22 protein-coding genes are annotated in these 26,869 nt (G+C 69.7%); 10 read left to right on the forward strand and 12 right to left on the reverse strand.

Annotation, left to right across the window (positions count from 1 at the left end; translation table 11 throughout):
• Window positions 1-15: 15 nt before the first annotated feature.
• On the forward strand, window positions 16-1,278 hold the full coding sequence (locus ACIBL3_RS24745) for an ROK family transcriptional regulator (RefSeq protein ID WP_396355904.1): 1,263 nt from the start codon (window positions 16-18) through the stop codon (window positions 1,276-1,278).
• Window positions 1,275-1,832 carry a GNAT family N-acetyltransferase gene (locus ACIBL3_RS24750; RefSeq protein WP_396355905.1) on the forward strand — a complete coding sequence of 186 codons (558 nt, stop codon included), beginning with the start codon at window positions 1,275-1,277 and terminating at the stop codon, window positions 1,830-1,832. The genes ACIBL3_RS24745 and ACIBL3_RS24750 overlap by 4 nt, the downstream gene beginning before the upstream one ends.
• Here the strand turns inward: ACIBL3_RS24750 and ACIBL3_RS24755 are convergent.
• From ACIBL3_RS24755 to ACIBL3_RS24765, 3 genes are all read right to left on the reverse strand, one after another.
• Window positions 1,829-2,920, reverse strand: coding sequence for a Gfo/Idh/MocA family protein (locus ACIBL3_RS24755; protein ID WP_396355906.1), 1,092 nt, complete (start codon window positions 2,918-2,920; stop codon window positions 1,829-1,831). The two genes, ACIBL3_RS24750 and ACIBL3_RS24755, sit on opposite strands and share 4 nt — an antisense overlap.
• Before the next feature lie 7 nt (window positions 2,921-2,927).
• Window positions 2,928-6,719: a glycosyl hydrolase family 28-related protein gene (locus tag ACIBL3_RS24760; RefSeq protein WP_396355907.1), complete on the reverse strand. Its 3,792-nt coding sequence runs from the start codon at window positions 6,717-6,719 to the stop codon at window positions 2,928-2,930.
• A gap of 120 nt (window positions 6,720-6,839) precedes the next feature.
• Window positions 6,840-7,637, reverse strand: coding sequence for an NAD(P)H-binding protein (locus ACIBL3_RS24765; RefSeq protein ID WP_396355908.1), 798 nt, complete (start codon window positions 7,635-7,637; stop codon window positions 6,840-6,842).
• A 93-nt stretch (window positions 7,638-7,730) separates the two neighbouring features.
• Here ACIBL3_RS24765 and ACIBL3_RS24770 point away from each other — a divergent pair, with 93 nt between their 5' ends.
• Window positions 7,731-8,114 (forward strand): winged helix-turn-helix transcriptional regulator, encoded by a 384-nt coding sequence (locus ACIBL3_RS24770; RefSeq protein WP_396355909.1) that lies wholly within the window; start codon window positions 7,731-7,733, stop codon window positions 8,112-8,114.
• Window positions 8,115-8,182: 68 nt separating this feature from the next.
• Here the strand turns inward: ACIBL3_RS24770 and ACIBL3_RS24775 are convergent, their stop codons facing one another.
• The 3 genes from ACIBL3_RS24775 to pepN all read right to left on the reverse strand — a co-directional run bounded on the left by ACIBL3_RS24775 (window position 8,183) and on the right by pepN (window position 12,772).
• Window positions 8,183-8,596 carry a hypothetical protein gene (locus ACIBL3_RS24775; protein WP_396355910.1) on the reverse strand — a complete coding sequence of 138 codons (414 nt, stop codon included), beginning with the start codon at window positions 8,594-8,596 and terminating at the stop codon, window positions 8,183-8,185.
• A gap of 286 nt (window positions 8,597-8,882) precedes the next feature.
• Window positions 8,883-10,127 carry a septation protein SepH gene (gene sepH, locus ACIBL3_RS24780; RefSeq protein ID WP_396355911.1) on the reverse strand — a complete coding sequence of 415 codons (1,245 nt, stop codon included), beginning with the start codon at window positions 10,125-10,127 and terminating at the stop codon, window positions 8,883-8,885.
• Window positions 10,128-10,315: 188 nt separating this feature from the next.
• On the reverse strand, window positions 10,316-12,772 hold the full coding sequence (gene pepN, locus ACIBL3_RS24785) for an aminopeptidase N (protein ID WP_396355912.1): 2,457 nt from the start codon (window positions 12,770-12,772) through the stop codon (window positions 10,316-10,318).
• A gap of 34 nt (window positions 12,773-12,806) precedes the next feature.
• Here pepN and ACIBL3_RS24790 point away from each other — a divergent pair, with 34 nt between their 5' ends.
• Both ACIBL3_RS24790 and ACIBL3_RS24795 read left to right on the forward strand, forming a co-directional pair.
• On the forward strand, window positions 12,807-13,751 hold the full coding sequence (locus ACIBL3_RS24790) for an aldo/keto reductase (RefSeq protein ID WP_396355913.1): 945 nt from the start codon (window positions 12,807-12,809) through the stop codon (window positions 13,749-13,751).
• 115 nt (window positions 13,752-13,866) lie between these two features.
• On the forward strand, window positions 13,867-14,664 hold the full coding sequence (locus ACIBL3_RS24795) for a YaaA family protein (protein WP_396355914.1): 798 nt from the start codon (window positions 13,867-13,869) through the stop codon (window positions 14,662-14,664).
• On the opposite strand, the gene ACIBL3_RS24800 is transcribed toward ACIBL3_RS24795, so the two are convergent.
• The gene (locus ACIBL3_RS24800; RefSeq protein WP_396355915.1) at window positions 14,642-15,970 is read right to left on the reverse strand and encodes an acetamidase/formamidase family protein; all 1,329 of its coding nucleotides are present in this window, start codon (window positions 15,968-15,970) and stop codon (window positions 14,642-14,644) included. The genes ACIBL3_RS24795 and ACIBL3_RS24800 overlap by 23 nt on opposite strands.
• Before the next feature lie 174 nt (window positions 15,971-16,144).
• Here ACIBL3_RS24800 and ACIBL3_RS24805 point away from each other — a divergent pair, with 174 nt between their 5' ends.
• Together ACIBL3_RS24805 and ACIBL3_RS24810 are read left to right on the forward strand one after the other, a co-directional pair.
• Window positions 16,145-16,945 (forward strand): MBL fold metallo-hydrolase, encoded by an 801-nt coding sequence (locus ACIBL3_RS24805; RefSeq protein WP_396355916.1) that lies wholly within the window; start codon window positions 16,145-16,147, stop codon window positions 16,943-16,945.
• 138 nt (window positions 16,946-17,083) lie between these two features.
• Window positions 17,084-17,689, forward strand: a complete 606-nt coding sequence (locus ACIBL3_RS24810) for an HNH endonuclease family protein (protein ID WP_396355917.1) — start codon at window positions 17,084-17,086, stop codon at window positions 17,687-17,689.
• Here ACIBL3_RS24810 and ACIBL3_RS24815 read toward each other — a convergent pair whose 3' ends face one another.
• Window positions 17,690-18,637: a LuxR C-terminal-related transcriptional regulator gene (locus tag ACIBL3_RS24815; RefSeq protein WP_396355918.1), complete on the reverse strand. Its 948-nt coding sequence runs from the start codon at window positions 18,635-18,637 to the stop codon at window positions 17,690-17,692.
• Window positions 18,638-18,827: 190 nt separating this feature from the next.
• Complete coding sequence (locus tag ACIBL3_RS24820; RefSeq protein WP_396356104.1) at window positions 18,828-19,790, reverse strand: DUF389 domain-containing protein; 963 nt, start codon at window positions 19,788-19,790, stop codon at window positions 18,828-18,830.
• 193 nt (window positions 19,791-19,983) lie between these two features.
• Between ACIBL3_RS24820 and ACIBL3_RS24825 the strand changes: the two genes are divergently transcribed.
• Window positions 19,984-21,402, forward strand: coding sequence for an APC family permease (locus ACIBL3_RS24825; RefSeq protein ID WP_396355919.1), 1,419 nt, complete (start codon window positions 19,984-19,986; stop codon window positions 21,400-21,402).
• Here ACIBL3_RS24825 and ACIBL3_RS24830 read toward each other — a convergent pair.
• Entirely contained in the window at window positions 21,344-22,543 is a 1,200-nt protein-coding gene (locus ACIBL3_RS24830) for a Cmx/CmrA family chloramphenicol efflux MFS transporter (RefSeq protein WP_396355920.1), read from the reverse strand. The genes ACIBL3_RS24825 and ACIBL3_RS24830 overlap by 59 nt on opposite strands.
• A 109-nt stretch (window positions 22,544-22,652) precedes the next feature.
• On the opposite strand from ACIBL3_RS24830, the gene ACIBL3_RS24835 reads away from it, so the two are divergent.
• Window positions 22,653-23,264, forward strand: coding sequence for a rhomboid family intramembrane serine protease (locus ACIBL3_RS24835; RefSeq protein WP_396355921.1), 612 nt, complete (start codon window positions 22,653-22,655; stop codon window positions 23,262-23,264).
• Here ACIBL3_RS24835 and ACIBL3_RS24840 read toward each other — a convergent pair.
• Complete coding sequence (locus tag ACIBL3_RS24840) at window positions 23,261-24,181, reverse strand: threonine/serine dehydratase (protein ID WP_396355922.1); 921 nt, start codon at window positions 24,179-24,181, stop codon at window positions 23,261-23,263. The genes ACIBL3_RS24835 and ACIBL3_RS24840 overlap by 4 nt on opposite strands.
• Before the next feature lie 25 nt (window positions 24,182-24,206).
• Here ACIBL3_RS24840 and ACIBL3_RS24845 point away from each other — a divergent pair, with 25 nt between their 5' ends.
• Complete coding sequence (locus ACIBL3_RS24845) at window positions 24,207-26,090, forward strand: propionyl-CoA synthetase (RefSeq protein WP_396355923.1); 1,884 nt, start codon at window positions 24,207-24,209, stop codon at window positions 26,088-26,090.
• Here ACIBL3_RS24845 and ACIBL3_RS24850 read toward each other — a convergent pair.
• Complete coding sequence (locus tag ACIBL3_RS24850) at window positions 26,058-26,840, reverse strand: alpha/beta fold hydrolase (RefSeq protein WP_396355924.1); 783 nt, start codon at window positions 26,838-26,840, stop codon at window positions 26,058-26,060. The two genes, ACIBL3_RS24845 and ACIBL3_RS24850, sit on opposite strands and share 33 nt — an antisense overlap.
• Window positions 26,841-26,869 lie beyond the last annotated feature (29 nt).

Consider the following 26,869-nt stretch of genomic DNA (forward strand, 5'->3'; position numbering starts at 1 on the left):
GAGGTGGGCTGGGAGATGGGCAGGGTGCCGGACGAACAGGACCTGCGGCGCGCGGGCGCGAACCAGTACGACCTGGGCTCGTTCAACGAGGCCGTGATCATCGAGACGATCCGGCTGGCCGGCACCATCAGCCGGACCGAAATCTCGCGGCGGACCGGCCTCACCCAGCAGTCGGTGTCGCGGATCCTGCGCATCCTGTTGCAGCAGGGACTGCTGGTCGAGGAGGCCCAGGAGCGGGCCGAGCGACTGGGCAAGCCGCGGACGCCGGTCCGGCTGCGGTCGAACGCGGCGCACGCGGTCGGCATCCACATCGACCCTGAGCTGCTCACCGTCGCGGTCGTGGACCTGGACGGCACGATCGTGCGCCGCGAGACCGTCGAGCTCGCGGACGACCTGAGCGCCGACAAGCTCGTCGACCTGACCGCCGCGACCGTGACCGCGGCGCTCAGCATCAGCCAGGTCGACCTCGACTCGATGCTCGGCGTCGGCGTCGCCGTACCCGGGCCGATCAATGCGGACGGCACGCTGCTCGCCCTCCCGCTGCAACCGGCGTGGCGCGGCCTGAAGATCCGGCACCTGCTGCAGCAGAAGCTCAACCACCCGGTCCTGGTCGAGAAGGACGGTACGGCGGCAGCCATCGGCGAGCGCTGGATCGGCCGCTCGGCCCGGGACCGCGACTTCGCCTACCTCTACCTCGGCACCGGCGTCGGCAGCGGCCTGATCCTGAACGGCTCGATCTACCGCGGCGGTACAGCGAACGCCGGCGAGTTCGGCCAGGTCGCGGCGCTGCGGATGGGGGAGTGGGATCCCGAGGACGGGCCGCGGATGCTGCCAGAGTGCAACCCGACCGCCTCGCTGCCGCTGATCGCGGCGGAGTACGGGTACGTCGAGACCGACCCGAGCGCCACCGACGAGGCGAAGCGGTACCGGGCGGCGTGCAAGGCTGCCGCCGATGGTGACGAGGCGGCGGTGAAGGCAGTCACGCAGATCGCCCGCGTGATCGGCCAAGGCGCGGTCGGCCTGGTCGACCTGCTCGACATCGACCTGGTCGTGCTCGGCGGGCCGGCGTTCGGCAAGGAGATCTCGGAGGTCTTCCTGGCCGAGATCGGCCGCGCGGTCAACGCCCATCCGGTCGCGCGCGAGACCCGCCCGGTGGCGGTGGAGGAGTCGATGCTGCAGACCGACGCAGCCGCGGTCGGCGCCGCGTCGACGATCTTCCACGACGCGTTCACACCTCGGGTCAGCGGATCCAGTCAGGCGCGTAGGCTGCCGAAGTGATTTCACCCCGCTCACTGACTCTCGACGTACAGCTCCGCATCGCGAGCCTCGACGACGCCGAAGGGCTCGTCGACGCCTACACGCGCAGCTGGGACCACCTGAAGCCGTGGGAACCCGACCGGCAGGACAGCTGGTTCACCGTCGCCGGGCAGCGGGAAAAGCTGACCAGCCAGCTCGAGCGGTACAAGGACAGCCGGACCGTGCCGTGGGTGCTCGCCGAAGGCGACCGGATTGTCGGTGCGATCACGCTCAACGACCTGGTGCCCGGACCGTTCCGCAGCGCGGCGCTCGGCTACTGGCTCGCGGTCGACGCGGTCGGGCGGGGCCTGATCACTCGTGGCGTGGAAATCGCGATGGAGATCGCGGACACCGAGCTCAAGCTGCACCGGGTGGAAGCCAGCACGCTGACGAACAACGTCGCGTCGCAACGCGTTCTCCAGCGCACCGGCTTCACCCAGATCGGCATGGCACCCACCTACCTGCACATCGCGGGCGCCTGGCAGGACTGCAACCTCTACCAGCGCATCCTCAACAACCGCGAGCCCGGCGCCTAGTTGGGCGGCAGTCCGATACCGCGCGAGACGTCGACGTCGTCGTAGCGGCCCTCCAGGACGTCGATGAACTTGACCGGGCGCTGGAGGGTCGAGGCGATGTAGACGGCCCGGACTGTGGCCAGCGCGTCGATGGCGTCCTGGACGGTGATGCCGGGCTTGCCGCCGTCCGCGATCGCTCGCAGGATGTCGTCGTACTGCGCCGTGTGCCTGCCAGGCGGACCGGCGTCGACCGAGACGTCGTCCTTCGAGCCGTCGGCGTTGAACCGCCGGAGCAGGTCGTCCTCCACCTCGGCGCCGCCTTGCGTCCCGTGCACCGACACCCGCGTCCGGCCACCAGGAAAGGCCGCGGTCGTCGCGTGCAGGGTGGCGACCGCGCCGGACTCGAACGTCAGCGTCGCCACGACAGTGTCCTCGACCTCGATCTCGTGGTGCGCCGCGCGGAGCGCCTGGGCCTGGATGTTCACCGGGCGGCCCATGAACCACAGCAGCAGGTCGACGGTGTGCACGCCCTGGTTCATCAGCGCGCCACCGCCGTCCTGCGCCCAGGTCCCACGCCAGCCGGCCGAGGCGTAGTACTCGTCGCTGCGCCACCAGGCCACCGTCGCGACCGCCGACGTCAGCTGACCGAATCGGCCGGCCTCGATCGCCTCGTGGACCACCACGCTGCCGGCGTCGAAGCGGTGCTGGCTGATCACCGACGACACCACCCCGTGGCTTGCGGCCCGGGCAGCGGCCGCGCCGAGGCGCCGCGCCCGGGTCAGGTCGACGTCGAGCGGCTTCTCGATCACGACGTGCTTCTTCTCGTTCAGCGCCTCCTCGGCCAGCGCCGCATGGGTCCCGCTCGGCGTGCAGATCGCGACGAGCGAGACGTCGGACCCGCTCAGCGCCGCGGACAGGTCGCCGTACAGCTTGGGCTCCGGGTGCCCGGCCTCCTTCAGCCGGGCCGCCAGCGCCTCCCGGGCGGCCGCGTCGCCGTCGACGAGGGCCGTGACGGTGGCGTCCGGCCGCTCGGCGACGGTGTCCGCGTGGGTGCGGCCGATGATGCCGCAGCCCACGATCGCGACCTGGTGGTTCGTAGCGTCAGCCATCTCGCTCCTACGTGAAGTTCGCGGTCAGTACCTGGTCCGTGCCGACGGTAAACGTGTACGACGCCTCGGTCGAGACCACCACGCCGTCCACGGTCCAGTTCCGGAAAACGCTATCCGATGTTGGCGTCGCCGTCACGGTCACCTGCGCGCCGACCTCGTACGTGCCGGGTTCGGACTCGTTGCCGGCGATCTTCACCGTGCCTGGCCCGTTGGCGGCGACCGAGACCCGGCGCTGGACGACGTTGATCACCATCACGTTCCGGAGCGTGACCGGACCGGTGCTGGTGGCGCCGTTGTAGCGGGCCAGGTTGGTGGCCTCGACGTCGCCGCCCGCCACCTTCACGGTGTAGCCGTCGGCGCCGAGGTTGTCGGTGCCGAGGTTGAACGCGTCCACCTGGCCACTGTTCACCACGAGCCCGTCGTGGAATCCGTAGGCGAACACGTTGAGCAACGTCAGTCCCGTCGCACCGTCGACGGTGACGATCTTGGCGGTCTTGCGCATGTACTTGTCGATGACGAGCTCGAAGATGTTGCCCTCGTTCATCCAGTACGGCTGCTGGTAGCCGACCCGGGTGACCGCGTTGCCGTTCGACAGCACGCCCTCGATCCGGCCGTTGCGGCCCGGACCCACCTTGATCGCGTGGTCGAAGAACGCCCCGGCGACCTTGCGGACCACGATGTCGTCACCGCGCAGGTCGATCCCGTTCCAGGTGTTCGGGAAGCCGGAGTTGATGACGTAGTTGCCGCCGGCATACCCGCGGACCGCGAACGGGTAGGCGACGACACCTTCCGGCCGGCCCGGGTTGTTGTCCGGGTAGAACACGCGCAGACCGCGCACGCCCGCTTGGTGCTTCAGCGTGATCAAAGCAGTCTCGGTGTTCCGCTCGAAGGCGTGCAGCACCGTTCCGCCGCTCGCCCCGGACTGATCCCGGTTCGGTACGGCGGACGCGCCCCGCAACTCCACCTTCGCCGGGACAGTCAGGTGCGTGCTGATCCGGTACCACCCGGCCGGCAGGTAGACGATCCCGCCGCCCGCTCTCCCGGCCTTGTCGAGCGCCTTCTGCACCGCGCTGGTCGCGTCGGCAGCCGGAAGGTACCCGACCCCGTGCGGAGCGTCGACGACGTACAGGGCCTGTTTCGGTTTCGGAAGCGGCTCGGTCTGGTAGGTCGGCGCCGTGCCCGACATGCGGTGTACGATCCCGGCGACCGCGCCGGTGAGCGCCGTACCGGTGACCTTCACGTAGCCGCGGGAGTTGTTCAGGATCGCGTGGTCGCTGCCCTCGACCAGGCCCGCGGCCAGCGTCATGCCCCAGCGGTCGTCCATCACGTCCACGAGGATGCCGATGTCGGTACGGCGTACGTCGGGCTGCAGGAAGCTCCCGGTGAACTGGGCCCGCTGGCCGGCCACGACGTGGATGCCGACGCGGTAGTCGGACAGGGTGATCCGGTGGAACTGGTCCCACTCGAGGTCGCCGAGGACCAGGCCGGTGCCGTGCGCCCGGGTCCAGGCGTCGAGGACCTGGCGCGATGGCGGGTTGTACTTCGCCGGCGCCGACGACCACACGGAGTTGCTGAACGCAACGTTCTCCCAGGTGCCGACGTCGGCGCCGTTGTACGCGCGGGCGCCTTCGAACAGAGCGGTCCCGCGGACGTTGCGGATGGTCGACGACTCGTGCACCTGGCCGGAGCTGGGCGCGTTGCCGCGGTCGTTGGCCATCGTGCTGATCCCGATCCCACGGTAGGAGTTCAGCAGGGTCACGTCGGCGACGGTCGCCATCATGTAGTTCTCGTTGCCGATCCAGGCGCCGCCGGGGATCTCGAACGTGTAGTTGTACGGGATTGGGTCGGTCGCGTTCTGGTTCGGATAGAACGTGGTGACGCCGAGGACGCCGGCGCTGCCGCCGATCCGGAACAGGCTCGGGCCGTCGTCGCCGCTCGGCAGGTTCGCGACCACGACCGTGTGGTCGCTGTCGCCGCGCAGGGTGCAGAAGGCGTGCACCTCGACGGTGTCGCTCACGAGGTAGTGGCCGGCGGGCAACCAGACCGTGCCGCCGCCCGCGTCCTGGCAGGCGTAGATCGCCTGCTGGATCGCCTTCGTCGAATCACGCCGGCCGCTGCGATCGGCGCCGTACTCGGTGGCGTCGAAGTCCGCGATCACGCCGTCCTCTGTGGGCTTGACCGTCTGGACCAGCCGCGGCTCCGGGGCGACGACAGGGGACTCGCGGAGCTGGAGTTCCTTGACGATGAAGGAGTCGGCCCCGGTCATCGCGACCCGGACGTAGCGGGCGGCGGTCGTGGCGAAGCGGGTCTTGCTGAACTGGTTGGCGCCTGGCGAGCCGGTCCGGCCGACCGTGGTGAAGCTCGTCCCGTCGTTGGAGACCTGGACGGTGTAGTCGGGGGAGTAGGCCTGCGCCCACTCCAGGCGGACGTCGTTCACCCGCCGCGGCTTGCCGAGGTCGAGCTGCAGCCAGGAGTCACCCGGGCCACTGGTCCAGGCCGAGTTGTGGTTGCGGTCGTTGACGTTGATCGCGCCGGTGCCGCTGCTCGCGGTCGCCGTACCGTCCGGTGCAAAGTTCGTGTCGATCGGCTGGAACGCATCCAGCTTGGCCTGCAGGGCCTGAAGCGCTTCCTTGACCTGTACGTCGGTCACACCTGGCGTGGCCGCGATCGCGCGGGCGTCGTCGATCGCCGTACGCAGGATTGCCCGGCTGCCGGCCGGGTACTGCCCGTCGCGCGTGCCTTCCCGGGCGGCCTGCTCGACCCGGGCGGCCTCGTCGATCAGGTCGAGTAGACCTTCGGTGACGTCGAGCGTGGTCGCGACCTTGGCGACCCGGACTGCGGCGACCTTGAGGTCGACCGCGCCGTCGCCGTTGTGGATGCGGAAGTCGGATCCGTTCGAGCGGTTCGTCAGCACCGCGTCCGGGAGCGCGAAGGTGTGCGTCTTCCAGGTCCTGGTGTCGCCGTAGCGGACGAGCTCGGAGTTCTTGAACTTCTCCGGGATCGTCTCGCCGGGGGAGTCGTAGTGCAGTCCGAACTGGCCGTTGCCCTCGTCGAAGTAGTCGACGCTGACCAGGACCAGGCTGCGATTGTCGTACAGGTAGGTGTCGGCGACGTTCATGTAGAAGAAGTTCGTGCCCGGCGCCGGCGCGGTGCGGTCGGTCTGCCAGTACGGACGGCCGTCCTGCACGCCGGTGACCAGGTTCTCCGGGCGGTCGCCGGCGCGCGGGCTGATGCCCTGCTGGATCGGCGACTGACCAAGTTGTACGACGGCGCCCGCCGTACTGATCCGGAGGCTCGAGACGGTGATGTCGGCGCTGCCGAACAGGCGCAGGTCGGCGTCGCCGAGGCGGTTGGTGAAGCCGATGCCGATGAGTGCGAAGGTGCCGGCCTGCCACTGGCCGGTGTTCGCCAGTCGGAGGTCCTGCGCATCCGCCTGCGGGTTGTCGGCGGCGTCGTACTGGAGCTCGAGGGTGCCGGTGCCGCGGTCGAGATACGTCACCGTCACCAGGACGTCGTCGGTGCCGATCTCGTCGACGTAGTCCCGGTCGACATCGAACTCGAGATAGCTCGTGCCGGCCGCTTGGTTGGTGCGCCAGTAGCTGCGGCCGAGCTCGCTGCCGGTCTGCAGCCCGGCGGGGTCGTCGCCCGCGCCGGGCTGCACGCCGAGTGTGGTCGGGGTCGGTCCGAGGTCGGCGCCGACGCCGCTCGGGTACATCGTGGCGGCCTGGGCGGCGGGCGCGACGAGCACGCCGGCCAGCACTAGGGCAGGGAGGAACCCCGCGAGCAGGCGTCTGGTCATGCTGAAACCTCCAGGTGGCGGTCCGGAAGTACACGCTGAGGCAGCTGCGCGGATAAGTTAAACCAAGCGTGTTACTAATTCAAGACCTGGCTCCCAGACGCCGCCGGCGGCTTGTCCGGCCTACTTGAAAGCGGGTGCGTTGCGGGTTGCCCACTCCGCGAACGGCCGGGCTGGGCGACCGAGGACCCGCTCGATGTCCGGCCTGACGCGCTGCTCGTCGGCGGTCGGCTCGCCGAGAACGCCGAGCGTGGCCTCGACGACCGGCTCCGGCATGTAGGTCAGCATCCGGGACCGCGCGTCCGCCCGGCTGAGCTCGACGAACTGCACCGGCTCACCGATGGCCTCGCCAATCGCGGCCGCCTGCTGTCGCGGCGAGATCGGCTCCGGTCCGGTCAGCGTGTAGATCGCGCCGGCGTGGCCGGGTTCACGCAGTACGACGGCCGCGACCTCGGCGATGTCCGCCGGGTCGACGGCGGGCAGTGCGACGTCGCCGTACGGGGCCTCGAGTTGTCGGCGGGTGCGGATCGACTCGGCCCATTGGAAGGCGTTCGAGGCGAAGTTGCCCGGTCGCAGCATCGTCCACGCGAGGCCGGATGCTCTGACCGCGTCCTCCAGTCCGGACGGGTGGCGTTGGGTGCCCACACCTTGGGAGGACAGCAGTACGACGCGCTGGACGCCGGCGCCACGGACGACGTCCATCACGTCAGCGAGATTGCCGTTCGCCAGGAAATCGGCGGAGGTCAGCAGGAACACCGCGTCGGCTCCGTCGAGTGCGGGCTTGAGCGTCTCCGGTTCCGACAGGTCCGCCGGGAAGCCGGTCGCGTTCCGCGATACCGCTCGTACCTGCTCGCCCGCTGCGGTGAGTGCCTCCACCAGCGGCCGTCCGACGTTCCCCGTTGCCCCAGTCACCACGATCATGTGTTCGCTCCTCGTTCGGTTGATCTGACGAGGACGCTACTTGCCTTGGCATACTAGGTACCTAGAGGAAAGTATTGGGCTGGGAGGGTGATTGTGGTCGACGCCACACAGGTGGATCCGGTGCAGGCCTGTCCGATCGCTCCGGTGGTCGACGTGGTGTTCAGCCGGTGGACGACGCCGATCCTGTGGTCGCTGAACGAGTTCGGGCGGCAGCGGTTCGTCGAGCTCGAGCGCCGGATCGGCGTGATCACGCCGAAGGTGCTGACCCAGCGGCTACGGCAACTCGAGCGCGACGGTCTTGTACTGCGCACCTACTACCCGGAGGTGCCGCCGCGGGTCGAGTACGAGATCAGCGACCTCGGCCGCAGCCTCGCGCCTCTCTTCCAGTCCCTGGCCAAGTGGTCACCCAACCTCGCCAAGGTCGAGGCCGCCCGCCGCCGCTACGACGACACCGAACCGGCCCACCGGCGTCCCTGATCCGACTTTGTGCACCGCCTGAGTGGTTCGGCGCCCCGAAAACGCTCAGGCGGTGCACAAAGTGGGGGTCAGGCCACGCCGACGAGGACGCGCTCGGGGGTTCGCGCGTCGTCGAGGAGGGTGAAGAAGTGGATGGCGGCGTCGGTGAGCCGGAGCAATCCGGCTTCGTGGGACTGCCAGCCGAAGAGCAGCTCGCCGTCGATCGTGCGCTCGTCGAACGGTACGGCGTACCGGCTCAGCGTCACCCGGGACGGGCCGGTCTGCGGGTGGTGGTCACCGCAACCGCACTCGGCGGCGATCGTGATCGCGGTCAGCGCGTCGGGGGAGAAGCGGCTGAGCCGCAGCGTGGTGCCACGCGCGGTGAACCGGGCGATCGTTGCGTCAGGCAACTGGACGAGCAGCTCGACCGGGACCGCGTGCGAGCCGGGCAGCAGCCGGAGGCCGCGGGACGCGAGCAGATCGGCGAAGGCCGGGAGATTCATGTGCGGAAGATCCTGTGAGTGCTGGTGTCGGCGGGCGGGCCACGGAAAGGACAGGGCCTCGTGCGCCGGAGACGGCGCGCGTCAGCGACAACAGCAACAACACAGCATCTGCATGCCGAAGATCATGGCAGAGCCCCGGTGCAATGCCAAACACCGTCCGCCATCTGGGACAACTGTCCGTGATGTGTCAAGCAGCGCACAGTTCGGCGGTGCGCTGCACGGCCTCCTCGAGACCAGTTGTCACGGGGCGCGAACCTACCGGCCCGCGGGGCCTACGCTGTGGAGGTCAGTCGGCCTTCTTGCCGAACATGATCTCGTCCCAGCTGGGGACGCTGGCGCGCTTGTTGTTGCGACGGGCCGGCTTCTTCTTCGGCTCGGCCTGGGGTTCTTCCGCAGTGGCAGTCACGGGCTCGGGGGCGACCTCAGCCTCGGGCTCGGGCTCAGCCGCTGCCGGGGGAGGAGTGGGCTCTTCGACGACGGGCGCGCGTTCACGGTCCTCGACCGGGGGCGGCGTACGGCGCTCCTCCGGCGGGGCCAGGGATGCAGCCTCGACGGGGAGTTGGGTCGGGCGCTCGACGGCGCGCACGGCAGGGCGGAGCGTCGGCGGCTGCTCGATCGGTACGTCGATCAGCGTCGGCTCGGTGTCCGGATCCGGCACCGAGTGCACCCTTCGCGGACCGGTCTCGCGAGAACCCTCGCGGCCGGTGTCACGCACTGGCTCACGGTGGGTCTCGCGGGCGGCGAAGCCCTCCCGCTCGCGCACCGGCTCGCGGGAAACCGGATGGTTTCGGCGGGGCAGGCTGACCGTGTCCTCGAAGCCTGCCTCGTAGCTGTCGGCGCCGTGGTCGGGCGCGACGGACAGGTCGATGTCGGCGACCGCGGCGAGCCGGCGCTCACCGGGCTGCGGCTGCACGGGCGGCGGGATCACCTGCGCCTGCTCGCCGACCAGCCAACGGGCCTCGTCGTCGTCCGGGACCGCGTACCGACCGGGGGCGTCGTACGCGAACATCGCGATCTTCTCGTCCTTCTGCTCGGCCTCGTCGGCGCTCTCGACGAAGTACGAGACGCGGACCGCCCAGCGACCGTCGTCGCGCCGCCACGCGTCCCACTCGGCCGACGCCGGGTCGACCTGGCGGGTGCGCAGCCGCTCGGTCACCCAGGCGCCCAGGTTGCGGGTCGGTGCGTCGGCGCCACCCCGGCGCCGGACGGAGGCGCGCTGCGCGAGGCTCGCGATGTGGTCCCGCTCGGCCAGGACCGGACCGGCGAACGCCATCACGCGTTCCATCGGCATCTGGGCGACCGCAGCGACCGCCTCGGGACTTTCGCCGGCGCGGATACGAGCCTGGATGTCTCGTGGGCGCAGCGCGCTCTCCATTTGAATCTCCAGCTGGCCGAGTCGGGCACGGTCGCCGCGCAGGGCCGCACGCAACCGGTCGTCGACCGGGACGGCGAACTCCTCACCCGTCTCTGCCATCGCCAGGATGAGCTGCTTGCCATCCTGGCTCAGACCGACGAGCCTCGCCTCGCGCATTGCCTTTGTTCTCCTGTGCGGTTCTCGACAGTCTCTCCCGGGACGTGCTGCCTGACCAAGACCGGCGCGCCGTGCCGCGCGGTCATTGTGGAGGTTACGTCACGAAATCACATCTTGCCTGCTCACAAGGGTCCTTGTGATCACACCAGTCACAGTGGTCACAACACGGTGTGACCGAACCTTACAGGTCACCCACTGAACGCGGAACGCACCGCCAGCGCCCGGTTCAGGTCGTCTACACCGTCCCCGACCGAGCGCCGGATTCCGGCCGCCACCGACTCGTCCGCCACCAGGTCCGTGGCCCGCGCCACGACCTGCTGCTCGACGGCGTACCGGGGGAAGGCGAGCCTCGCGCTCTGCGCGACCACCCACCCGGACCGCAGCTTCTCGGTGCCGCCGATCTCGGCGAAGAACCGGTTCACGTAGGTCGCGGTGAGCTCGGTCTGACCGGGATGCCAGAAACCCTCGCAGGCCGCGTACAGCTCGTAGTTCGCGACGTCGGCGTCGGTTGTGATCAGCGTCCAGGCCTGCTCCTTGGCCTCCGCCGTCGGCAGCGCGGCCCGGCACCGGGTCGCGTGCACGATGCCCTCGGACGACGTGTCGCGCTCGAGCTCGGCGTCGATGTCGGCCGGTCCGGCTGCGCCGAGGCGGGCGAGCTGGAGCAGGACGGTCCACCGCAGGTCGGCGTCCATCGCGAGCCCCGCCGGCACACCCGCGCCGACGAGCCAGCCCTTCAGTACGTCGACCTCCTCGGTGAACCGCACGTACCCGCGGGCCACCGAGAGCTGCAGGCTGCTGCCGGCCGTGACGGTCTTGAGCCGCGCCGCGAGGGCCTCGGCCAGCTGGCCGCGGTACGGCTCGTAGGGCAGGTAGATGCCGAGCAGGTGGGTGTTCGCCCAGCCGACCATCGTCGAGACCGCGATGTCGCTCGTCTCGTGCGGCAGCATCCCGATCAGCACGTCGAACCCGAGCTTCGGGTCAAGCTCGGCGTCGGCGACGGCGTCGCGGATGCTGTTCAGTACGACGGCCCGGGTCACGCCGTCGGCGATCTTCGGCAGCACCGCCGGCAGGTTCGCCAGGCTGTCCGCGTCGAGCCGGATCTTGGCCCAGGTGTCGTCGCCGGCGTCCGGGATCACGACCGCGACCGACGGGTCGAGCGCGACCGCCACCTCGTCCGCGTCCAGCAGTACGGCGACCGCCGTACCCCGGCCGTCCGCGTCGTACCCGCCGACCGTGAGCTTGTGCGGGCGCTCGGCCGGGAACTCGGCCGGGGCGACCCGGCGCAGCACGGTGCCCGACTCGGTGCGCGACGCGCTGATCGTGTCCAGGCCCGGCGTGCGCAGCCAGTTGCGCGCCCAGGTGTCGAGGTCGGTGGCGCCGGCCTCGGTCCACTTGGCGACCAGGTCGGCGAAGGTCGCGTTGGCGAACTCGTTCGATCGGATGTGCGCCCCGACGCCGGCCAGGAAGACCTCGTCACCCAGGTAGGCGGCCAGCTGCTTGAGCACCGCGGCGCCCTTGGCGTACGAGATGCCGTCGAAGTCGTCGAGGGAGGCGAGCGCGTCCTTGACCGGGTCGGCCGCGACCGGGTGCGTCGAGGACCGCTGGTCTGCCTGCAGGCCCCACCACTTCCGGATGAACGCGAAGTCGATCCAGTTGTCGGTGTACTGGGTCGCGTCGGTCGACACCCGGTGGGCCATGTACTCCGCGAACGACTCGTTCAGCCAGAGGTCGTTCCACCACTCCATCGTGACGATGTCGCCGAACCACTGGTGCGCCATCTCGTGCACGATCGTCCGGGCCCGGTTGCTGCGCTCGCCGTCCGTCACCGCCGAGCGGAACACCATCTGGTCGCGGAAGGTCACGCAGCCCGGGTTCTCCATAGCGCCGGCGTTGAACTCCGGCACGAAGGCCTGGTGGTACTCGCCGAACGGGTACCGGTAGGCGAACATCCGGTGGTACTCGTCGAAGGACTGCTTGGTGACAGTGAAGATGTCCGCGGCCTCGCGCTCCAGCGCCTCCTTGAGCGACTGCCGGGCGACCACGCTGAGCGGGATCCCGTCGTGCGAGTCGGTGAGCTGGTGGTACGGCCCGGCCACCACGGTGACGAAGTACGTCGACAGCGGCGGCGTCTCGGCCAGCTCCCAGCGGCCGGGGGAGACCTGGGTGGCCGCGCCGTTGCCGAGCACCAGCCAGCCGTCCGGCGCGGTGACCTTCATCCGGTACGGCGCCTTGAGGTCGGGCTGGTCGAAGCACGCGAAGATCCGGGGCGCGGCGTCCAGGAACGACATCGCGTAGGTGTAGGCGAGTCCGTCGGCGGCGTCGACCGCGCGGTGCAGCCCCTCGCCGTCGTGGGAGTACAGCATCGAGGCCACGACGACGAGCTCGTTGGACGGCTGCAGGTCCGTGAGCTCGAGCCGGCCGTCGGTCAGTCCGGCGGCGTCGACCGCCGTACCGTTGAGGGTCACCGAGACGAGCTTGTCCGGTTTCACGTCCAGCCACGTCGTCGTACTGGTGGCGGAGAAGCTGATCGTGGTGGTCGATCCGAACGTCCGCTCGCCCTGGGTCAGGTCGAGGTCGACGTCGTACGAATGGACGGAGAGTGCGGCGGCCCGGGTACGGGCGCCGGCGACGGTGAGACTCGGCATGCCGGCAACTGTATGCGGTTACTAGGCTGAGCACATGACCGATATGGAGTACCGGCAGCTGGGTGACTCGGGCCTCACGGTGAGTGTGGTGGGGCTGGGCTGCAACAACTTCGGGCGGCGGCTGGACGCGACCCGGACGGACGCGGTCGTGAACGCCGCGGTGGACGCGGGGATCACGTTGTTCGACACCGCGGACATCTACCACGGTGAGTACGGCTACAGCGAGGAGTTGCTCGGCAAGGCGCTCGGCAGCCGCCGCGACGAGGTGGTGGTCGCGACCAAGTTCGGCGGCGACATGCAGGGCGTGAACGGGCCGGACTGGGGTGTCCGCGGCTCCCGCCGGTACATCCGCAAGGCGGTCGAGTCGAGCCTGCAGCGGCTCGGCACGGACTGGATCGACCTCTACCAGCTGCACTTCCCGGACCCGGTCACGCCGATCGAGGAGACCCTGGCGGCGCTGTCCGAGCTGGTTGCCGAGGGCAAGGTCCGCTACCTCGGCAGCTCCCAGTTCGCGGCCTGGCAGGTGGTCGACGCCGACTGGGTCGCCAAGTCCGCCGGCCTGGAGCACTTCGTCAGCGCGCAGAACCAGTACTCGCTGCTCGAGCGCGACGTCGAGGACGAGCTGGTCCCGGCCTGCGAGCACCTCGGCATCGGCATCCTGCCGTTCTTCCCGCTCGCGGCCGGCCTGCTCAGCGGCAAGTACAAGCGTGGTGAGGAAGCCCCGGAAGGCAGTCGGCTGGCGACTCAGCCGGAGCGCCTGGCACGGGCGGACTTCGACAAGATCGAGGCGCTCGAGACCTTCGCGGCCGAGCGCGACCTGACCATGATCGACGTCGCCATCGGCGGTCTCGCGGCGCAGCCCGCGGTCGCTTCGGTGATCGCCGGCGCGACCAAGCCGGAGCAGATCGAGCAGAACGTCGCCGCCGGGCTCTGGGACCCGACCGCCGCCGACCTGGCCACCCTGGACGACCTGACGTGACGGTATTGAATGCCGCGCCTCCGGCGCGGGTGTCATGGGGCTCAAACTCCCGGCCTTCCCTCGTCTCTCCGGTCGCTTCGCTCCCTCCGTTCCTCAGTCCAGGCCGGGAGGCCCCATGACACTGATCTTGCTGCCGCCGTCTGAGGGCAAGACCGGGCGGAGCCGTGGCCGTGCGGTCGACCACGCGTCGCTGTCCTTCCCGGAGCTCAATCCCGTCCGCGAGCAGGTCCTCGAGGCGCTGGCGAAGGTCTCCGCTTCGTCCGACGCGTACGACGTACTGGGAGTCGGCGCATCACTCCAGCACGAGGTGGACCGGAACACCCGGTGGCGGACCGAGCCGGCTGTGCCGGTGTCGGAGCTGTACTCCGGGGTCCTGTACGACGCACTCGGCTACGCGACCTTGTCCGCCGGCAGCAAGCGCCGGGCCGGCAACCGGCTGCTCGTCGTGTCGGCCGCGTGGGGCGCACTACGGATGGCTGACCGCGTACCGCCGTACCGGCTGTCCATGGGTACGACGCTGCCCGGTCTCGGACCGCTCGCCTCGGTGTGGCGTAACCCGCTGGCCACCGCACTCGCAGAAGCCAACGGCGTGATCGTGGACTGCCGCTCGTCCACGTATGTCGCCGCCTGGCGGCCGAACGGTGACCAGGCGGCGAAGTGGGTCTCGGTGAACGTCGTCCGCGAACGCAACGGCGTCCGGTCGGTCGTCTCGCACAACGCCAAGCACACCCGCGGCCTCGTCGCCCGCCACCTACTCGAGTCCGGCAAGGACCCCGGCACCCCGAAGGCCCTCCACAAACTCGTCAACGAGCGCTGGAACGCCGAACTCGATCAGAGCGGCCCTGGTTGGGCACTGACCGTGGTGGAGCGCGACCAGCCCGGCGGTGGTCCTAGTCGAAGTCAGACTTTCTGATGATGGCGTGGACGCCGGTGGTGCGGTCGACGACCTGGGAGATCTCGAAGTCGGCGGCGGCCGAGAGGTAGGCGTAGCCCGTCGCCCGGTCCATGCCCTGGTCGGTTGCGAGGAAGTCGAGGGCGTTGACGACCGCGCGGCGCATGGCGACGTTCAGGTCGTTGCCCTGACCGTTCCGGCTGCCGTCAGGGTCCGACAGGCCGATCGGGACCCAGGCGTCCGGCGTTTCCGCGAACGGGTAGCGGAACGCCACCGACGGGGCATCGCCGGACCCTGCCTTGCACACCGTCAGCCGGAAGGTCGCCCGCAGCGAGCCCTCCAGGGCGGTGAGCGCGACCTCGCCGTTGCCCATCGCGAGATGTGGGTCACCGACGTGGAACAGCGCGCCGTCGGCGAACACCGGCAGATAGAACGCGGACCGGACGGTCAGCAGGTTGATGTCGATGTTGCCGCCGCCGAGAGTCGGCGGAATCGAGTTCAGCTCCGGGGCTGTCGGCGACGCCGAGCCGGCGAACGCGACACCCATCAATCCCATGAAGGGCTGCAGTGGGAAGGTCACCGCACGTCGGGTGCCGCGTGACATCACCCCGCGTCCGCCCCGGATCGGCGTGAACACCGAGACGTTCCCGTAGCGGGTCGGGTCGCCGGTCGCCCGGCCGTCCGTCGCCACCGGCGGCATGATCTCGTCGAGGGTGATGCCGGCCGGGACACCGCCGCCGGCCAGCCGCGGGAGGGCGCCTTTCCCATGCCGGCTGGACACCACGCCGTACGGGACGCGCGGGAGCATTGTCAGCATCTCGACCTTGAGGACGTCGCCGGGTTTCGCGTCCTGCACGAAGATCGGGCCGGTCACGACATGCGGCCCGTCGACGTCGAAGTTCCGCGTGGTCCGGTCGTACTCGCGGGCGATCGCGACGGCGTCGTCCAGGACCGACGACCTGGCGACGCCGTGCTGGGCGAAGTACTCGACCGGGTCCCGGCCCTGGTCCTCGAGGATGCCCTCGTGGGAGACGGTGTCGACAGTGACGGTCTCACCTGACCGCATGCGCAGCACCGGGTCGCTGTCGAGCGACGGAACGTAGCCCCACCGGACCTGGTCGGGCATCGACCGCAGGTAGTGACCGCCGTGGATCGGTCCCTTGCCCGGCTGTAACACCTCCCGCGGTACGGCGGCTTGCGCGGAGCCCGCCGTACTCGCCGAGACGGCGGCTCCGGCGGCGCTGACGGCCGCGGTCGCGCGCAGGAAGTCCCGGCGGCCGAGGCCGGAGCGGAGCAGAGCGGCGGCCTGTTCACCAATGGTTGCCATCGACATGTCTCCTCACTGGATGGTGTCGTCTGTATACCGGCACGGCATTTCGGGACCGTGAAGCCTTGTGAACAGGGGATGTCGACGGGTCTTGACAGCGGGTGAGCGGCGACGGACGCTCCCAGGAGGAGCGGTCTCGCAGGGGGACGGCCGAACTCCCAAGGGGGAACCATCATGCGTATCAATCGTGTCGGCGCTGAGATCAGCGTGCTGAGTGACCAGATACCGGTGCCCGGCATCGGGTTCCTGCCGGTGAACGCGTTCGTCCTGCTCGGGGCCGAACCGCTGGTGGTCGACACCGGGTTGAGCCTGCCGGACCGGGGCTTCATGGACTCCCTCGGCACGGTCGTCGATCCGCGGGACGTGCGGTGGATCTGGCTGACCCACCCGGACCGGGACCACACCGGTTCCCTGTTCGACCTGCTGGAGGCGGCGCCACAGGCACGGCTGATCACGACGTTCGTCGGCGCGGGGATCATGAGCACCGAGCGGCCGCTGCCGATGGACAGGCTGTACCTGCTGAACCCCGGCCAGTCGCTGATGCTGGCCGACCGCACGCTGACGGCGTTCCGGCCACCGCTGTACGACAGCCCGGCGACTGTCGGCTTCTACGACGACCGGTCGCGGGCCTGCTTCAGTTCCGACTGTTTCGGTGCGCCGATGCCGACGTCCGAGCTCGCCGACTGTGGTGACGTCAGTGACGCGCCGCCGGACGCGCTGCGCGGCGGACAGTTGCTCTGGGCGACCATCGACAGCCCGTGGGTGCACAACGTCGAGCAGGACGCGTTCCGGCGTACCGTCCAACCGCTGCGGGAGATGGATCCGGAGGTCATCCTCAGCAGCCACTTGCCACCGGCACCGAGGCACACGGGCGAGTTCCTGGACCTGCTGGAGACGGCGCCGCAGGCTGATGCGTTCGTCGGACCGGACCAGCGGGCGCTGGAGGAGATGCTGGCCAGCTTCGAACCTGCCTGAGCGAGAGCGTTCACCGTCGTTTCATCAGTGAGTAATTTCTTACCGCGCGTAATCGGGGAAGGCTGAGGGCAGCACGTCAGGGGGGACCCGCCCGACCCTTCGGAGGCCTGACTGATGCGACGTTTCACCACTCTTGTCATGACTGCCGTCGCCGCGGTGACGGCATGGGCCTTGAGCGCCGGACCGGTGCTGGCCTACCCACCGACCCCGCCGTCGGCGAGTACGGCGGCCACCCAGCTCGCCGGTCTCACCGTCAAGGCCGAAGGCTCGACGAGCGGCTACAGCCGGGACCTGTTCCCGCACTGGATCACCCAGTCCGGGACCTGCGACACCCGCGACCAAGTGCTCAAGCGCGACGGCTCCGGCGTCACGGTCGACAGCCAGTGCGAGCCGACCGCCGGCCGGTGGTACAGCGTGTACGACGCCACCTGGGTGAACGACGACTCGTCGGTCGACATCGACCACATCGTGCCGCTGGCCGAGGCGTGGAAGTCCGGCGCCAACACGTGGAGCACGTCACGCCGGCAGCAGTTCGCCAACGACCTGAGCATCGCGCAGCTGATCGCGGTGTCGGCGTCGAGCAACCGCTCGAAGGGCGACCGGGACCCGTCGGCCTGGAAGCCGCCGAACACCTCGGTGCACTGCATCTACGCGCGCGAGTGGATCTGGGTGAAGCACACCTACGGCCTGTCGCTGCAGTCCGCGGAGAAGACCGCCCTGCAGCAGATGCTCGGCACCTGCTGATCAGTCCTCGAGCAGATGGCGGCGCTGGGCGTGGATCCCGGCCTGGAACCTGGTCCGCGCACCCAGCGTCTCCATCAGCTCGGCGACCCGCCGGCCGACCGTACGGCTGCTCAGCCCGAGCTGCCGCGCGATCGCGTCGTCCTTGAACCCCGCGGCGAGCAGTGTCATCAGCCGCGCGTCGAGCGGATCCGTCGTCGCCGGCGGCACCACCGGCACCGCCTGGTCCCACAGCAGCGTGAACATCTCGATGAGCGCGTCCAGCAGCGCACACGGGTGTACGACGAGCGCCGTGTCGACCAACTGGTCCACCGACAACGGCAGCAGCGCCATCTTGCGGTCGAACACGGCCAGCTTCATCGGAACCTGCGGATGCACGCGTGACGTCTCCCCGGCGTCGGCCGCACTGTACGCCTCGTCCACTCCGCCCGGCACGTCGAGGGAGTCGGGGGAGTAGATGCCCCGGACAACCACTCCGTCGCTCAGCAGCCCGCGGACCCGGGGATCGGACTCACCTGGCCGGGACGCGTACGGCGGCCGGTCGAGCACGAGCAGTTGCTCCCGCGTGCCGTTCAGCAACTGAGCGAACCGGGCCGCGATCGCCTCCTGGCCGACGATCACCTCGACCAGGTTCTCCGGCCGGTGCTGCTCCTGCGCCCGCAGCTCCGACAGCAGCACCCGGGCCTCGGCGCGAACCCGGTCCAGCTCCGCACGCCGTACGGCGACCAGCGCGTCGACGGCCACGTCCGGACGCGTCGGCAGCAGCCGGGGCGGATCGTCGGAGGTGGTCGTCAGCAACCCGGCTTCCTCGAGCCGCTCGACCGTGGCGACGACGTCCTTCTCGTCGCGGTCGAGACGTTTGACGAACTCGGTCAGCTCGCAGCCCGGTGCAGCCAGCAGGGCCCGATAGGCCTCTTCGTCCGCCGGCTCCACCCCCAGCGACTCCAGCATCATCCCTCCCGCGCGACCGGATCCCGGACAGGCTATCTCGTCTCCCGGATGCCTGTGGATTCGTTTTCACCTGATTGGCAACTTCGCGCCATGTCCGACATACGTCAGCGAAATCTGTGGTGCGAGCGACCCCCGAATGGGGTACGACTAGCTGAGCAGGGCGCGCGCGGACCGGACAGGGGACGCCCGGTCAAGCCTCAACGCGCGCGCCCGCCTGACCCCGTCGGCGTTTCGCCCGCAGGTACAGCCGCCAGATCCGCCGCTGCAGCACCAGCGTCACCACACCGGCCGCGGTCATCCCGGCGAGATTGATCCCCAGTTGCGCGGCCGCGCCGCCGATGTGGTCCGGCACCCACAGGGCGAGCGACAATGCCAGGTCCCCGGCAGCCGGCACGGTGGTGACCGAGATGAACACCCCCACCAGCGCGTTGCCGCGACCGGCGGTCTGGGAGAGCACCCCGGCACACCCGGCCAGGACCGCGACCACCGCCGACCACTTGTCGGGCCGCCAGATGAAGCCCGTCAACGGACGGTCGGCCGTGACGTCGGCGACGTCGATCCAGCCGACCGCCCGCGCCAGCAACGCGGCGAGGGTGGTCAGCACGATCGCGAAGACGAACCCTTTCACCAGCAGCGACAGCGACCGTTCGGTCAGCCCGCGCTTGCGCAGGAAGAGGCCGACCGCCAGCGCGGCGACGACGCCGAACTCGGGACCGACGACCATGGCGCCGACCACCAGGATCGAGGAGTCGGTGACCACGGCAACGGCGGCGATCATCGTGGCCAGCGTCAGGAACACGTAGTAGACCCAGGACCCGCCGGCCTCGTTGTAGGCCTGGTCGACCACGGCGTCCCAGATCACTGCGTCGTCCGGCGCGCCGGGCGCGGCCTTCTCCGCGGCCTGCGCGTTACGGGAGGGGGCCGCGTCGACCGACGACATGGCGACCGCGCCGTCGTCGTACAGGCCTTGCTGCTTGAGCCAACTGAGAATCTCCGACATCGCCTCACGGGTGACGTCGCATTCGATCATGTCGCCCGCCGGCCGGTGCGCGGCGCCTTGGACCCGGACGATGCTGGTCACCCGTGGGTCGTCGACGAGCGTGTTCAGGACGCGCTCGCTGCGATCCGGTGGGACGATGAGACGAAGGTGCATCACGGGCCATATGCTCCCAGGCCGCCGGTCACCTTCCGGTCACGGCCTGAGCGCCGCCCTGCGCATGCACCCCCGGATGTGGTCCACCGACGCACCGAATCCAGGGAGGCACAGTGAGCGAGCGAAGCGAGTTCACCATTCGGCACAGGGTGATTGGAGCCTCATCCGCGCCCGGAGCGAAGCGAGGACGCGGATGAGTGAGAGTGCTAGTGCAGCCGCCGCGCCCAAGGCGGGTGAGCGCCCCGAGCTGAAACGGGTCATGGGCCCCGGCCTGTTGCTGTTGTTCGTGGTCGGGGACATTCTCGGCACCGGCGTCTACGCGCTGACCGGCAAGGTGGCCGGCGAGGTCGGCGGGGCGGTCTGGCTGCCGTTCCTGTGCGCGTTCGTCGTGGCCCTGCTGACCGCGACGAGCTATCTGGAGCTCGTCACCAAGTACCCGCGGGCCGGTGGCGCCGCGGTGTACACGCACAAGGCGTTCGGCATCCACTTCCTCACCTTCCTGCTCACCTTCGCGGTGATGTGCTCCGGGCTCACCTCGGCGTCGAGCGCGTCGAAGGCGTTCGCGGCGAACTTCTTCTCCGCCGCCGACATCGACCCCGAGCGCGGTTCGCTGCTGATGATCACCGCGCTGAGCTTCATGGCGCTGATCGCGCTGGTGAACCTGCGCGGCGTCGGCGAGAGCGTGAAGGCGAACGTCGTGCTGACCTTGGTCGAGCTGTCCGGTCTGCTGATCGTGATCGCGATCGGTGTCTGGGCGATCGGCAGCGGCGACGGCGACACGTCCCGGCTGACCGAGTTCAACACCCCGTCCGGTGAGACCGCCTTCGGTTCGGTCACCGCGGCGACCGCGCTGGCGTTCTTCGCGATGGTCGGCTTCGAGGACTCGGTGAACATGGCCGAGGAGACCAAGGACCCGGTCCGGATCTTCCCCAAGATCATGCTGACCGGCCTGTGCATCACCGGTGTCATCTACGTCCTGGTCGCGATCTCGGCGGTCACGCTGGTGTCGCCGGACGACCTGAATCAGGGCTCGACGCCGCTGCTGAAGGTCGTCTCGGCCGGCGCCCCGGGCTTCCCGCTCGAGGTGTTCGCCTGGATCACGATGTTCGCGGTCGCGAACTCGGCGCTGATCAACATGCTGATGGCGAGCCGGCTGCTGTACGGCATGGCGCACGAGCAGGTCCTGCCCGGCCCACTCGGCCGGGTGCTGAACCGGCGCCGGACGCCGTACGTGGCCATCCTGTTCACCACGCTGCTCGCGTTCTTCCTGATCGGGTACGCCGACCTCGCAGCGCTCGGTGGTACGACGGCACTCCTGCTGCTGTGCGTGTTCGCGATCGTGAACGTCGCCGTACTGGTGCTGCGCCGGGACCAGGTGGAGCACAAGCACTTCCACGCGCCGACCGCGCTGCCGGTGCTGGGCGCCGTCCTGTGCGTCTACCTGGCCAGCCCGCTGTCCGGGCGGGCCTCGGCGGACTACAAGATCGCCGGCTGGCTGATGCTGATCGGTGTCGGGCTGTGGGCGCTGACCTGGCTGCTGAACAAGTACGTGTTCAACCGGCACGCCGAGTTCGACCCGAGCCATATCGACCCGGGTGGTCCGGTGAACTGACCGGCAGCAGCGCTGCCACCACGACAGTGCCCAGGGCCGTGAGCCCGGTGGCCACGGCGATCCAGCCGAGTGCGGCGAAGCCCGCGCCGGCGTCGATCGCCAGGCCGCCGAGCCACGGCCCTGCTGTGATGCCGACGTTGAACGCGGAGAAGTTGGTCGCGGTCGCCAGCGTGGGTGCGGCGCCGGCCAGGCTGAAGACCCGGGCGTTGAGCGCCGGGTTGGTCGCGAAGCCGAAGCCGCCGAGCAGCACGATGACCGCGATCGCGACGACGGGGTCGGTCGCGGTGAGCGCCAGGACGGCGGACAGGACGCTGAGGCCGGCGACGCCGGTGAACAGGGTGTGGAAGGGCCGCGCGTCCGCGGTCCGGCCGCCGAGCGTGATGCCGATGAACGAGCCGAGACCGTAGAGCGCGAGGACGCCGGGCACGGCTGCCGGCGAGAGCCCGGTGGTCTGGATCAGCAGGGGAGCGAGGTAGCTGAACACCACCAGGATGGTCGTCGTGACCAGTGCGGTGGTGCAGAACGCCAGCCACAGCCTGGAGTTGACGAGCGCCCGGACTTCGTTGCGGAGACGCGGGGTCTGCTCGGGGGTTGGTCGCCCTGCCGGGATCGTGATGAGGACACCGGCCATCGCTAGGACACAGAGTCCGGCGACGGCCCAGAACGCCGTACGCCAGCCGAGGTGCTGGCCCATGACCGTGCCGGCCGGGAGTCCGACGATGGTGGCAATGGTGAGGCCGCCGGTCACGATGCTCATCGCTCGGGCGCGCGCAGTCGCCGGGACCAGTGCGACCACGGTGACGGCCGCGACCGACCAGAAGCCGGCGTAGACGAAGGCGCCGACGATTCGGGTCACGAGCAGTACGGCGTAGTTCGGCGTGAGCGCACCGGCGACGTGGGTCAGGGCGAACACGGCCAAGAAGAGCAGCAGCGCCGTACGGCGGGACCAGGTGAGCGTGACGACCGCGAGGACCGGGGCTCCGACCAGCATGCCGACGGCGAACGCCGAGATCAGCAGACCGGCCTGGGGGATGGAGACATCCAGGTCCGCTGACAGCTCAGGCAGTAGTCCGGCGAGCATCAGCTCGGACGTGCCCTGAGCGAAGATGCTCAGGCCAAGGACATAGACGGCTACCGGCATCGCGTTCCCCCACCCCTCGACTGCAACCCGGAGTATCGCAAAGATCACCGTCCGCTGTCGCCGCGCCTGCCACAGGTTGAGACTTGGGTGGATACGGCATCGTTGAGACATGAGCTTTCAGACCCCGGCTCGACGGACCGGTCGGAGTGTCGACACGGCCCGGATCGGCGGCGGGCTGAAGCTGCTCGTGCTGCTCGTCGGGCTGATGTGGCTGAGCGAGATCGTCGACACCGCGATGAACGGCGCCCTCGATCAGTACGGGATCATCTCGCGCGATCCGGAGGGACTGCTCGGTGTCGTGACCGCGCCGTTCCTGCACCTCGGCTTCGGCCACCTGATCTCGAACACGCTGCCGCTGGTGACCCTCGGCGCGCTGATCGCGCTCAGTGGTGCGGCCCGGCTGTTCGCGGTCACCGCGATCGTCACTGTCATCGGCGGGATCGGCACCTGGCTGATCTCACCGCCGAACACGATCACCATCGGCGCGAGCGGGCTGGTCTTCGGGTTCGCGGCGTACCTGATCGCGCGGGGCATCTTCAACCGCCGGCTCAGCCAGGTGCTGGTCGGCGTCCTGGTGATCATGGTCTGGGGGAGTGCGCTGCTCGGCGGCCTGCTGCCGCAGGACGGGATCTCCTGGCAGGGTCACCTGTTCGGCGCGGTCGCCGGCGTCCTGGCCGCCTGGATCCTCGCCGACGACCGGCCGAAGAAACGGGCGGGTTAGCCGAGGGTCGCGGGGTCGGTGTTGGCTCCGCAGACGATGACCACGACCCGCTCGCCGGCCGCGGGGCGGTAGACCCCGGACGTGAGCGCGGCGTAGGCGACGGCGGCGCCGTGCTCGACCACGAGGCGATGATCGCGCCAGAGCTCATTGCGCGCGGCAACGATCGCGTCGTCGTCGACGAGCAGCGAGGACAGGGTGTACTGCGTCGCCGCCGCGAACGCCAGGTCGCCCAGGCGTCGGCCACCCAGCGAGTCGACCGCGACCCCGCCGACCGGGACGTCGACCGGCTCGCCTGCTTCGAGCGCGTGGTGGAAGGTCGGTGCGAGCTCGGGTTCGATGCCGATGACGCGAGCCTGGTCTCCGAGTGCGGTCGCGATTCCCGCGATCAGCCCACCGCCGCCGACCGCGACCAGCACGGTGTCGAACCCGCCGACCTGGTCGAGCAACTCCAACCCGATCGTGCCTTGCCCGGCGACCACCTCGGGCTGGTCGTAGGCGTGCAGCAGCAGCGCGCCCGTCTCGTCTCGAGCTTCGAGGGCCGCTTGGTACGCCTCGGCGTACTCGTTTCCGACCTGGACGACCTCGGCCTGCAGGGTGTGCAGCTTGGCGACCTTCGCGGCGGGCGTGGTGGCGGGGACGAAGATCCGCGCCGGGATCCCGAGCTCACGAGCCGCGTAAGCGGCCGCGAGGCCCGCGTTGCCGCCTGAAGCCGCGACGAGTCCCTTGCCGGTGAGGTGTCCGTTCTCCCTCGCGGTGAGCAGTCGGTTGAACGCGCCGCGTGGCTTGAACGACCCGGTGTGCTGGAGCAACTCCAGCTTGAAGGTGAGGCCCGGCGCGACCTCGATCACCGGCGTACGCCGTACCCGCCCGGCGATCCGCTTCGCCGCTGCGCGGACGTCGTCGACACTTACCGTCATGCGCCAACCCTGCCACGATGAGGGCATGGGCGCGTATGAGGAAAGCCACCGGCGCAGTCTCGACGATCCGGAAGCGTTCTGGCTGGAAGCGGCCGGCGCCATCTCCTGGACCCGCCCACCGGCACGGGCCCTCGACGCGGCGGGAGCGCCGCTGTACCGGTGGTTCCCGGACGGCGAGCTGAACACGTCGTACAACGCGCTCGACCGGCACCTCGAAGCGGGCAACGGCGACCGGACCGCGCTGATCTACGACTCGCCCGTCACCGCCGGCCAGCGGACCCTGACCTATCAGCAGCTGCGCGACGAGGTCGCCGTCTTCGCCGGAGCGCTCGAGTCACTCGGCGTCGGGAAGGGCGACCGCGTGATCGTCTACATGCCGATGGTCCCGGAGGCTGCGGTCGCGATGCTCGCGTGCGCGCGACTCGGCGCGATCCACTCCGTCGTGTTCGGCGGCTTCGCCCCGAAGGAGCTCGCGGCCCGGATCGACGACGCGGAGCCGAAGGTGATCGTCGCCGCGTCCTGCGGGATCGAGCCGACCCGCGTGGTCGAGTACAAGCCGATCGTCGACGCCGCCCTCGAGCTCACCCGGCACCAGCCGGAGCACACGGTCGTCCTCCAGCGCGAGGCCGCGCTCGCGAAGCTCGGCGACCGCGATCTGGACTGGTCCGACCTCACCGCCGGCGCCGCGGCCGCCGACCCGGTGCCGGTCGCCGCGACCGATCCGCTCTACATCCTTTACACCTCGGGTACGACGGGGAAGCCGAAGGGCGTGGTCCGCGACAACGGCGGTCACGCGGTCGCGCTGTCCTGGTCGATGCGCGCGGTGTACGACATCGGGCCGGGTGACGTGTGGTGGACGGCCTCCGACGTCGGCTGGGTCGTCGGCCACTCCTACATCGTCTACGCACCGTTGCTGGTCGGCGCGACGACCGTGCTCTACGAGGGGAAACCGGTCGGTACCCCTGATGCCGGGGCGTTCTGGCGGGTGATCTCCGAGCACGGCGCCAAGGCGTTGTTCACCGCGCCGACCGCGTTCCGCGCGATCAAGCGAGTCGACCCAAAGGCTCTGGAGCTGGGGAAGTACGACCTGTCGGCCTTCCGGACGCTGTTCCTTGCCGGTGAACGACTGGATCCGGAGACCTACCACTGGGCGCACGAGCACCTCGGCGTACCGGTGGTCGATCACTGGTGGCAGACCGAGACCGGCTGGCCGATCGCCGCCAACCCGCGCGGGCTCGAACCGCTGCCGACGAAGCCCGGCTCGGCGACTGTCCCGATGCCCGGCTGGAACCTGCAGATCCTCGACGCGACCGGCAACCAGTTGCCGGCGGGCGAGGAGGGCGCGATCGCGATCAAGCTGCCGCTGCCGCCGGGTGCGCTGCCGACGCTGTGGGGTGACGACCAGCGCTACATCGACAACTACCTGAGCCGGTACGACGGCTACTACCTGACCGGCGACTCCGGTTACCTCGACGACGACGGGTACATCTTCGTGATGGGCCGGACCGACGACGTCATCAACGTCGCCGGGCACCGGTTGTCGACCGGCAGCATGGAAGCCGTGCTGGCCGCGCATCCGGCGGTCGCCGAGTGCGCGGTGATCGGTGTGCAGGATGAATTGAAGGGCCAGCTTCCGCGTGGTCTCGTCGTACTCAAGGCTGGTGCCGACATCCCCGAGGAGGTCCTGCGCGAGGAGTTGGTGGCCGCGGTACGGCGGGACATCGGGCCGGTGGCCGCGTTCCGGGACGTGTCGGTGGTGGATGCGCTGCCCAAGACTCGGTCGGGGAAAATCCTGCGCAAGACCATGCGCGGTATCGCCGACGGGCGCGACGAACCGATCCCGTCGACGATCGAGGATCCCGCCGTACTCGAGGCCTTAAGGCCGATCCTGCGCACCCAGGAACCGTAGGACCGCCGCCCCGGCGACTGCGTGGAACTCGTGGAAGTACGCGTGCCGGGCGCCCGCGATGAGCTCGGCACGTGCTCGCGGGATGCGGTCGGCGAGCAGTTGCGCGTTGGCCGCTGGGCTGAAGATGTCGTCGGTCCCGTGCAGGATGAGCGTCGGCGCGGGGATGCTCGGTAGGCCGTCCCATGCGTCGTGCCTGTTGCTCGCGACCAGGTGCCGAGCCTTCGCGTACGACGGCATGCTCGCGTCACCGAGCACCGGATGCGGGCCTGGGTTCGCCGCCAGCCACTCCGGCGTGTACATCAGCTCGAGCAACACCCGCTCGGCCTTCTCGGAGTCGGCCAGCGCGCGGCGGATCTCCTGGCTTCGCTCGTACCCATGTGCCGCCCCCGGTGACGTGCACCCGAGGACCAGCGCCCTCACTCGGTCGGGGTGGTTGATGGCTACCCACTGCGCGACCCGTCCACCCATCGACGTGCCGTAGAGGTGGACCGCGGTCAGCCCGAGGTCGTCCAGTACGGCGATGACGTCCTCCGCGAACCCGGGCGTGCTGTAGACGTCGTCCGGCTTGTCGCTGTCACCGGTGCCGCGCCAGTCGAGGGTGATGGTCTGGTACGACGCTTCGAAGTCGGCGCGGACCGGGTCCCACCAGGTGTGGTTGTTGGACTGGCCGGCCAGGAGCACGAGCGGTTGCCCGGCGCCCCGGACCTGGTAGGCGATCCGCTGGCCGTCGGTCGTTCTTGCGTGCGGCACGGGAGCAGTCTGCCTGATTCGGTCGCGGG

It is taken from the genome of Kribbella sp. NPDC050124, from assembly GCF_044460355.1.
Classification (GTDB): Bacteria; Actinomycetota; Actinomycetes; order Propionibacteriales; family Kribbellaceae; genus Kribbella.